Origin of the sequence: Streptomyces oryzae, assembly GCF_017676365.1 — a bacterium.
In the GTDB taxonomy this organism is placed as follows: domain Bacteria; phylum Actinomycetota; class Actinomycetes; order Streptomycetales; family Streptomycetaceae; genus Streptomyces; species Streptomyces oryzae.
Genome location: NZ_JADKMA010000094.1, coordinates 20,832 through 27,547, shown reverse-complemented (window position 1 = coordinate 27,547; position 6,716 = coordinate 20,832). Strand labels below are relative to the sequence as shown.

The following is a 6,716-nucleotide window of genomic DNA, read 5'->3' as shown; positions in this document are numbered from 1 at the left end:
GGGCTACTGCCCGTCCGCTCCCTGCTTCCTGTCCACGTATTCGAAGACGCTGCCGTCCGGATGGCGGGCGACGAGATTGCGGCCGATCGGGGTGGGCTTGGGACCCGCGATGATCTGCGCCCCCACGGTGTGCAGATCGGCCAGCGCGTCGTCCACGTCCTTCACCGCGAGGGTCGCCTTGATCTTGGCGAGTACGTTCAGATGCTCCTCGGGGCCGCTCATCAGGAAGAAGGGGCCCACGGCCGCCACCTCCACCGGGCCGTTCTGGAAGCGCATCGCCTCCGCGCTTGCCAGTCGTTCGTACACCGGAACAGCGGCGTCCAGATCGTCGACGCAGATACGCAGCGAGGTCCCCAGAATATCCATGGCCCCACCCTAGAGCGGGGCCACCTGCTGTGCCGAACCGGCGTTGCCACCTGTGGAGTTGTGCGGATCAGGCGCGGCAGAGGATCTCGCCGTGCACGACCGTGAACCAGCCGTCCTCCTCCTGGCCCCATGCCCGCCATGCGTCGGCGATGCGGCGCAGTTCCTCGGTGGTGGCGATACCGCCGTCCACGGCGACCGAGGCGTAGCTGGAGGCCACCGTGCGGTCCGCCCACAGCCCGCTCCACCAGGCGCGCTCCTCCGGCGTGCTGAAGCACCAGGTGCTCGTGGAGACCGTGACATCGGTGAAGCCCGCCTCGCGTGCCCAGGCGTGCAGCCGGCGTCCGGCGTCCGGAACGCCCCCGTTGGCCTGCGCGACCCGGCGGTAGAGGTCCAGCCATTCAGCCATGCCGGGCACCTCCGGGTACCAGAACATGCCGCCGTAGTCCGCATCCCGGACGGCCACGACTCCGCCGGGGGCGCACACCCGCCGCATTTCGCGCAGCGCGTCCACCGGGCTGCCCACATGCTGGAGGGTCTGGTGGGCGTGTACGACATCGAAGGAGCCGTCGGCGAAGTCGAGGGCGTGCACGTCGCCGGTGGTGAACGCGACGTTGGTCACCCCGCGTTCCCGCGCGGTCGCGCGGGCCTGTTCCAGTACGCCCGCCGCCGCGTCCAGCCCGGTGACCGAGCCCTGCGGGACCAGCGCCGCGAGGTCGGCGGTGATGGTGCCGGGGCCGCAGCCGATGTCCAGGACGCGGTGGTCAGCGCGCAGCTGGTCGAGCAGATAGCCGGCGGAGTTGGCGGCGGTGCGCCATCGGTGCGAGCGCAGGACGGATTCGTGGTGGCCGTGGGTGTACACGGCAGTCTCGTGGGCCATGCGGGCACTTTAGCCCGGCGTCTTGCTATGTGAGCAATGTTGTTTCGGGATGTGGACCACGCCGCCGGGTCGGGGCCGCGCAGTGCGCGCAATCGGGTCGGCCGATGCCGGGCCTACTCCCTTGCGGGCGGCGGGAGTTGGGGCGTGCGGCGATGCGGTCGGCCGCCGTTCGGGTGTTTGCCGTCCGGGATGCCGGGCACCCGCACTCCAGTGCTTCGGAAAGAAGGCACGTCCGCGGGAGCGACCTGTGCGCTTCGGGCCCGCGCACCTGCCTTCGTTGCCGCGGTGACCGTCAGACGACGCGACCGTTACGGGAGCACAAGCTGATGACCGTCCGTACGACACGCTCCAGGCACCCCCACGACGACGCCCCCGACACCACCGCCGAGTTCCGGCGCATCGCCGAACTGCCCGAAGGCCCCGAGAAGGAAGAGCTCCGCCAGCGCGTGGTGCGGGCCTGGATGCCGATGGCCGGGCGGCTGGCCAGGCACTTCCGCAACCGCGGCGAGGCACTGGAAGACCTAGAACAGGTGGCCGCGCTGGGCCTGGTGAAGGCTGTCGCACGCTACGACATCTCCCGCGGCTGCGCCTTCGAGAGCTTCGCGGTGCCGACCATCGTCGGCGAGGTCAAGCGGCACTTCCGCGATCACATGTGGGGGCTGCACGTCCCCCGGCGCGTACAGGAGCTCCGTAACCGGGTGCGCAACAGCCAGCGCGAGCTCAGCCACACCCTCGACGGGCGCAGCCCCTCCGTGCGGCGGATCGCCGAACACTGCGGTCTCAGCGAGGAGGACGTCCTGCTGGGCATGGAGGCGCTGGAGAGCTACAGCACGCTGTCCCTGGACGCGGAACTCCCCGGTGCCGACGACGGCTACTCACTCGCCGACACCATCGGTGCCCCCGAACCCGGTTTCGACCAGGTCGTCTACCGGGAGGCGGTCAAGCCGCGGCTCGCGCGGCTGCCGGAGCGTGAGCGGCGCATTCTCTACATGCGGTTCTTCTGCGACATGACCCAGAGCCATATCGCCGAACAGCTCGGCATCTCGCAGATGCATGTTTCTCGTCTCATCAGCCGGACGTGCCGTCGTATTCACCACGAGGTCGAGACGGATCGGCGGGATGCCTGCCGGCAGCGGGCTCGGCACGGTGTTCGCCGCCGTCCCCGGCCGGCTTCGCGGGTCTCCTTCCGGTGAGGCGCTGCCCCTTGCTGTGCATTGCGGGCTGCGGGTGCGTGGTGGTTGCTCGCGCAGTTCCCCGCGCCCCTGACGGGCGCGTCGGCTGACGGGGCGCGTCGACGGTGCCTGGGGTAGCCGTCTCTGCCAAGGTGTACGCAAGAAAGGTTGTCCGATAAGCGGCGGAGGCGTACAGGGATGCGGCGCACGGGCCAGGGTGTACGGGAGGCCGCCGGGGGCTACTGGGCCCGGCGGGGCCTGCCCACCGGGCCCGCACAGGTCGCCGTCGCACCCGGCGCCCCCGTACTGCTGCTCGCGGTGCTGGCCGCTGCGGGCACCGGGACCGCGGCGGGCACAGGGACCCCAGCGGGCACCGGGGCCGCGCTCGGCAGCGTGCTGCTGCCGCACCCGTGCGTGCCCTGGTGCGCGGAGCAGGCACGGCTGCTCGGCCGCGCGGTGCACACGGTGCCGGTTCCCGCGGAGAGCGGCGGGACCCCGGATCCGTTCGCGCTGCTGGAGGCGGTGCGCCGGAGCCGCGGCGCGGGCGAGACCCCACAGGTGCTGGTGCTCTCCGTGGCCGACGAGGTCACCGGGACGGCCCCGCCGCCCGAGCTGCTGCACGAGGTGTGCGAGGCCGCCGTCGCCGAGGGACTGCTCGTGGTCAGCGACGAGACGTGGCGCGACATCTCGTACGACCCGCACGACACCGTGATCGTCAGCCCGGCCGAGATGCTCACCGAAGCGGGCCGGGCCGACCATGTGGTGGTGCTCGCCGGCCTCGACGCGGCGTTCGATGCGATGTTCGAGGCGCCGTTCGAGGAGCGGCGAGGGGCGGGCCGGTCCGTGCCCCGCCGCCCCGGCCCGCCGCCCGGCATCGCCCGGTTCCCGGATACGGGCCGCGGCAAGCTCCTCGGTGAGCGGGTGCGCGAGATGCTGGCCGCGCTCCGGGCCGAGCTTCCTGGCCCGGTCGCGGCGGCTGCCGCCGAGGCGCTCGGCGAGCCCGCTGAGCTGCGTGCCCGCCGGTCGGCCACAGCGCGGCTGCACGGCGGGCTGGCCCGTGCGCTGCATCGTTCGGTCACCGGCGCTGGCGCCCTGTGCCGGCCCCCGCACCTGGGACGCCATCTGTACGCCGACCTCGACCCCTTCCGGCCGCGGCTCGCCGCACGCGGCATCACCGACGCCGCCGGGCTGGAGGCCGAACTGGTGCGGCGGCTGGGTCCGTACGCGGTGGGCGGACACCGCTTCGGCGACGATCCGAAGGAGCTGCGGGTGCGGCTGACCACGGAACTGCTGACCGCCGCCGTGCCCGCCACAGCCGTGCCCGCCGCAGCGCGGGGTGCCGCCGAGCCGGATGCCGCAGGTCACCCTGTGGATACGGAACGGCATCAGCAGGCTGTCGAACCGGACCCCGGGGAATTGCCCGGCGTGCCCGAGGCGTTGTCACGGGTGCAGTCGGTGCTGGTCGACCTCACGGATGGGAGTCCTCAGTAGATGACCGAACGGACCGGACAGCCTTCCGAGCGCTCACCCCTGTCCGAGGGTGCCGCCTCGGAAACCGCCGAGACGGCCGGGACTCCCGCCGGCAAGGCCGGAACCCCCGCGTCCGGCGCCCTCCCGGCCGGGCCCGCTCCCGCCCCGGGCGCCTCCCTCGAGGGGGCCGCGTCCTCCGCGCCCGGCGGCCAGGACGTGGCAGCGGGAGTGCCCTCCGGCGGTGAGCCGGCGGCGGCGCGGGCCGGCGGGGGCCGTACCGGTCCAACCGATGTGCTCCTCCAGCCGCCGCCCCCGGCTCTCTCCCCGCCGCGTCCCGTCGGCGCCCGCCGGATCTGGCCCCGCTCGTTCACCGACCGGCTCACCTCGCCGCTGCCCGGGGTACGTGCGATGGCCCGGCTCGCCCGGGAGGGCGCCATGCGGCCGATCGGCGCGGCGCTGGCCGAGGAGATTCCCAAGCTCCCCTTCGAGCCGGGACCGATCCCCGACCCTGGCACCGACACCATCTCCGTCACCTGGGCGGGACACGCCAGCTGGGTGGTGCGGATCGGCGGTCTGACGGTGCTGACCGACCCCGTCTGGTCCCGCAAGATCCTCGGCACGCCCGCGCGCGTCACCCCGGTCGGTGTGGCCTGGCAGGCGCTGCCGAAGGTGGACGCCGTCGTCATCTCGCACAACCACTACGACCACCTCGACGCGCCGACCCTGCGCAGACTTCCGCGCTCGACCCCGCTGTTCGTCCCTGCGGGGCTCGGCGCCTGGTGCCGCAAGCGCGGTTTCACCACCGTCACGGAGCTGGACTGGTGGGAGGGGGCCGAGCTACCCGCGCCTGGGGGTGCCTCCCGGCCGGAGGCTGGGGGAGGGACGCGGGTGCGGTTCGACTTCGTACCGGCGCACCACTGGTCCAAGCGCACCCTCACCGACACCTGCCGCTCGCTGTGGGGCGGCTGGGTGCTGACCGACCGGCACGGGCAGCGGGTGTACTTCGCGGGGGACACCGGTTATGGGCACTGGTTCAGCGAGATCGGCCGGCGCTATCCCGGTATCGACCTGGCGCTGATGCCCATCGGGGCGTACGACCCGCGCTGGATGCTGCGGCCCGTGCACACCGATCCTGAGGAGGCCGTCCTTGCCACTCAGGACGTGGGGGCCCGGCGGATGGCGCCCATGCACTGGTCGACTTTTCTGTTGTCGGGGGAGCCGCCGTTGGAGCCGCTGACCCGGGTGCGGGCTGCTTGGCGCAAGGCGGAGCGGGACCGGGAGGACCTGTGGGACCTCCCGGTGGGTGCCTCCAGGGTGCTGGAGCGGGGCTAGTCCGCGTACGGCATCGGGGCTACGCGGCTGCTCCGTCACCTTCGTACTCGGCGCCAAAGCGACGGCGCTGCGCTCACGAGCAGGGTCAGGGCTACCGCGGCGGCGATGCCCTCCCAGGGGCGGGGGAAGAGGGAGCCGCCTGCGACGCCGAGGAGTTGGTAGACGGCGGCCCAGGCCAGGCAGGCGAGCACGTCGCCGCGGGCGAACTCGCGCATCCGCATCCGGGACAGCAGACAGGCCAGCATCACGGGGATGCGCCCGGCGGGGATCAGCCGCGAGACGACCAGCACCGCGACCCCGTGCTCACGCAGCCGTGCGTCGGCCTGGGCGAGCCGTTCGGGCGCCGCCCGCTCCCGCAGCGCCGACAGCCAGCGCGAGCCGTTCTTGGAACCGACCCCGCGCCTGCCCAGCCAGTACAGGCCGATGTCGCCGAGGAAGGCGGCCAGCGAGGCGATGCCGAAGACGGACAGCAGCGCGAACACCGGCAGGCTCTGGTGCAGTGCGACCACGGCGGCGCCGCTGACCAGTGCACCGGTCGGCACCACGGGCACCAGCGAGCCCAGCACTACCAGCAGGAACAGTGAGGGGTAGCCCAGCGCCTGCTGGGTGGACTCGGGCGGGGGTACCACCGCCTCGGAGACGGTGTGGGCGACCGCGCTCAGCCCGTCCGAGAGCGCACCGCTCACCGGTTCGCCTCCAGCCGCACGCTCTCCCCGTGCTCCAGCAGATGCACCGTGACCTCAGGCGCCGGCCGCGCCGCCAGCCGCTTGAACTCGGCGCCCGGGGAGTGGAACTCGTGCGGCCTCACCGCGTCCATACCGACCGGCCAGTATGTACCGAAGTGCACCGGCACCGCACTGCGCAGCCGCAGCCGCGTCAGCACCTCGGCGGCCCGGCGCGCGTCCAGATGTCCCTCGCCGAGGAAGGGCCCCCAGCCGCCGACCGGGAGCAGCGCCGTGTCCACCTCGCCGACCGCCTCGGCCATCCCGTCGAACAGCCCGGTGTCACCGGCGAAGTAGGTCCGCTCCTCGCCCGCTACGACGAACCCGAGCGCGGGCGAGAGATGGCGCCCCACCGGCAGCCGCCGCCCGTCGTGCGCTGCGGGCACGGCGCGTACGGTCACCTCGCCCGCCGTGACCTCGTCGCCCGGGACCACCTCGGTCAGCCGCAGCCGCCGGGCCAGCCGCCGCAGCCCGGGCACCGCCCGCACCGCACCACGCGGCAGGACGACCCGCGTACCCGGCGCCAGCATGGCCAGCGACCCGAGGTGCAGATGGTCGGCGTGCAGATGGGAGACGAGGACGAGATCGGCCCGAACCGCCCGCGGCGGCGGCAGCGCCCCACGCCGGCGCCGCAGATGCGCCAGCCGACGCACCAGCAACGGATCCGTCAACACCGTGACCCCCGAGTCCCGCACGGTAGCCGTGGCATGCCCCCACCACGTGACCTCAACCGACACCCGCGTCCCTCCCTCCTTACAACACCCTCGAGCCTAAGCG

General features: G+C 73.1%; 7 protein-coding genes. 3 read left to right on the top strand and 4 right to left on the bottom strand.

Annotated elements, in window-relative coordinates; all coding sequences use genetic code 11:
• Positions 1-3: 3 nt before the first annotated feature.
• Both ITI46_RS19160 and ITI46_RS19155 read right to left on the bottom strand, forming a co-directional pair.
• The gene (locus tag ITI46_RS19160; protein ID WP_209240882.1) at positions 4-366 is read right to left on the bottom strand and encodes a VOC family protein; all 363 of its coding nucleotides are present in this window, start codon (positions 364-366) and stop codon (positions 4-6) included.
• A gap of 67 nt (positions 367-433) precedes the next feature.
• Positions 434-1,243: a methyltransferase domain-containing protein gene (locus tag ITI46_RS19155; RefSeq protein ID WP_209240881.1), complete on the bottom strand. Its 810-nt coding sequence runs from the start codon at positions 1,241-1,243 to the stop codon at positions 434-436.
• 326 nt (positions 1,244-1,569) lie between these two features.
• Between ITI46_RS19155 and ITI46_RS19150 the strand changes: the two genes are divergently transcribed.
• The 3 genes from ITI46_RS19150 (at position 1,570) to ITI46_RS19140 (ending at position 5,217) form a co-directional block, all read left to right on the top strand.
• Positions 1,570-2,436 carry a SigB/SigF/SigG family RNA polymerase sigma factor gene (locus tag ITI46_RS19150; protein ID WP_247746222.1) on the top strand — a complete coding sequence of 289 codons (867 nt, stop codon included), beginning with the start codon at positions 1,570-1,572 and terminating at the stop codon, positions 2,434-2,436.
• A 177-nt stretch (positions 2,437-2,613) separates the two neighbouring features.
• On the top strand, positions 2,614-3,906 hold the full coding sequence (locus ITI46_RS19145; protein WP_209240880.1) for an aminotransferase class I/II-fold pyridoxal phosphate-dependent enzyme: 1,293 nt from the start codon (positions 2,614-2,616) through the stop codon (positions 3,904-3,906).
• Positions 3,907-5,217 carry an MBL fold metallo-hydrolase gene (locus ITI46_RS19140; RefSeq protein WP_247746221.1) on the top strand — a complete coding sequence of 437 codons (1,311 nt, stop codon included), beginning with the start codon at positions 3,907-3,909 and terminating at the stop codon, positions 5,215-5,217. It abuts the gene before it with no gap.
• 35 nt (positions 5,218-5,252) lie between these two features.
• Here the strand turns inward: ITI46_RS19140 and ITI46_RS19135 are convergent, their stop codons facing one another.
• Both ITI46_RS19135 and ITI46_RS19130 read right to left on the bottom strand, forming a co-directional pair.
• The gene (locus ITI46_RS19135; RefSeq protein WP_247746227.1) at positions 5,253-5,879 is read right to left on the bottom strand and encodes a DedA family protein; all 627 of its coding nucleotides are present in this window, start codon (positions 5,877-5,879) and stop codon (positions 5,253-5,255) included.
• Positions 5,880-5,899: 20 nt separating this feature from the next.
• Positions 5,900-6,676, bottom strand: a complete 777-nt coding sequence (locus ITI46_RS19130) for an MBL fold metallo-hydrolase (RefSeq protein ID WP_209240878.1) — start codon at positions 6,674-6,676, stop codon at positions 5,900-5,902.
• Positions 6,677-6,716: the final 40 nt, after the last annotated feature.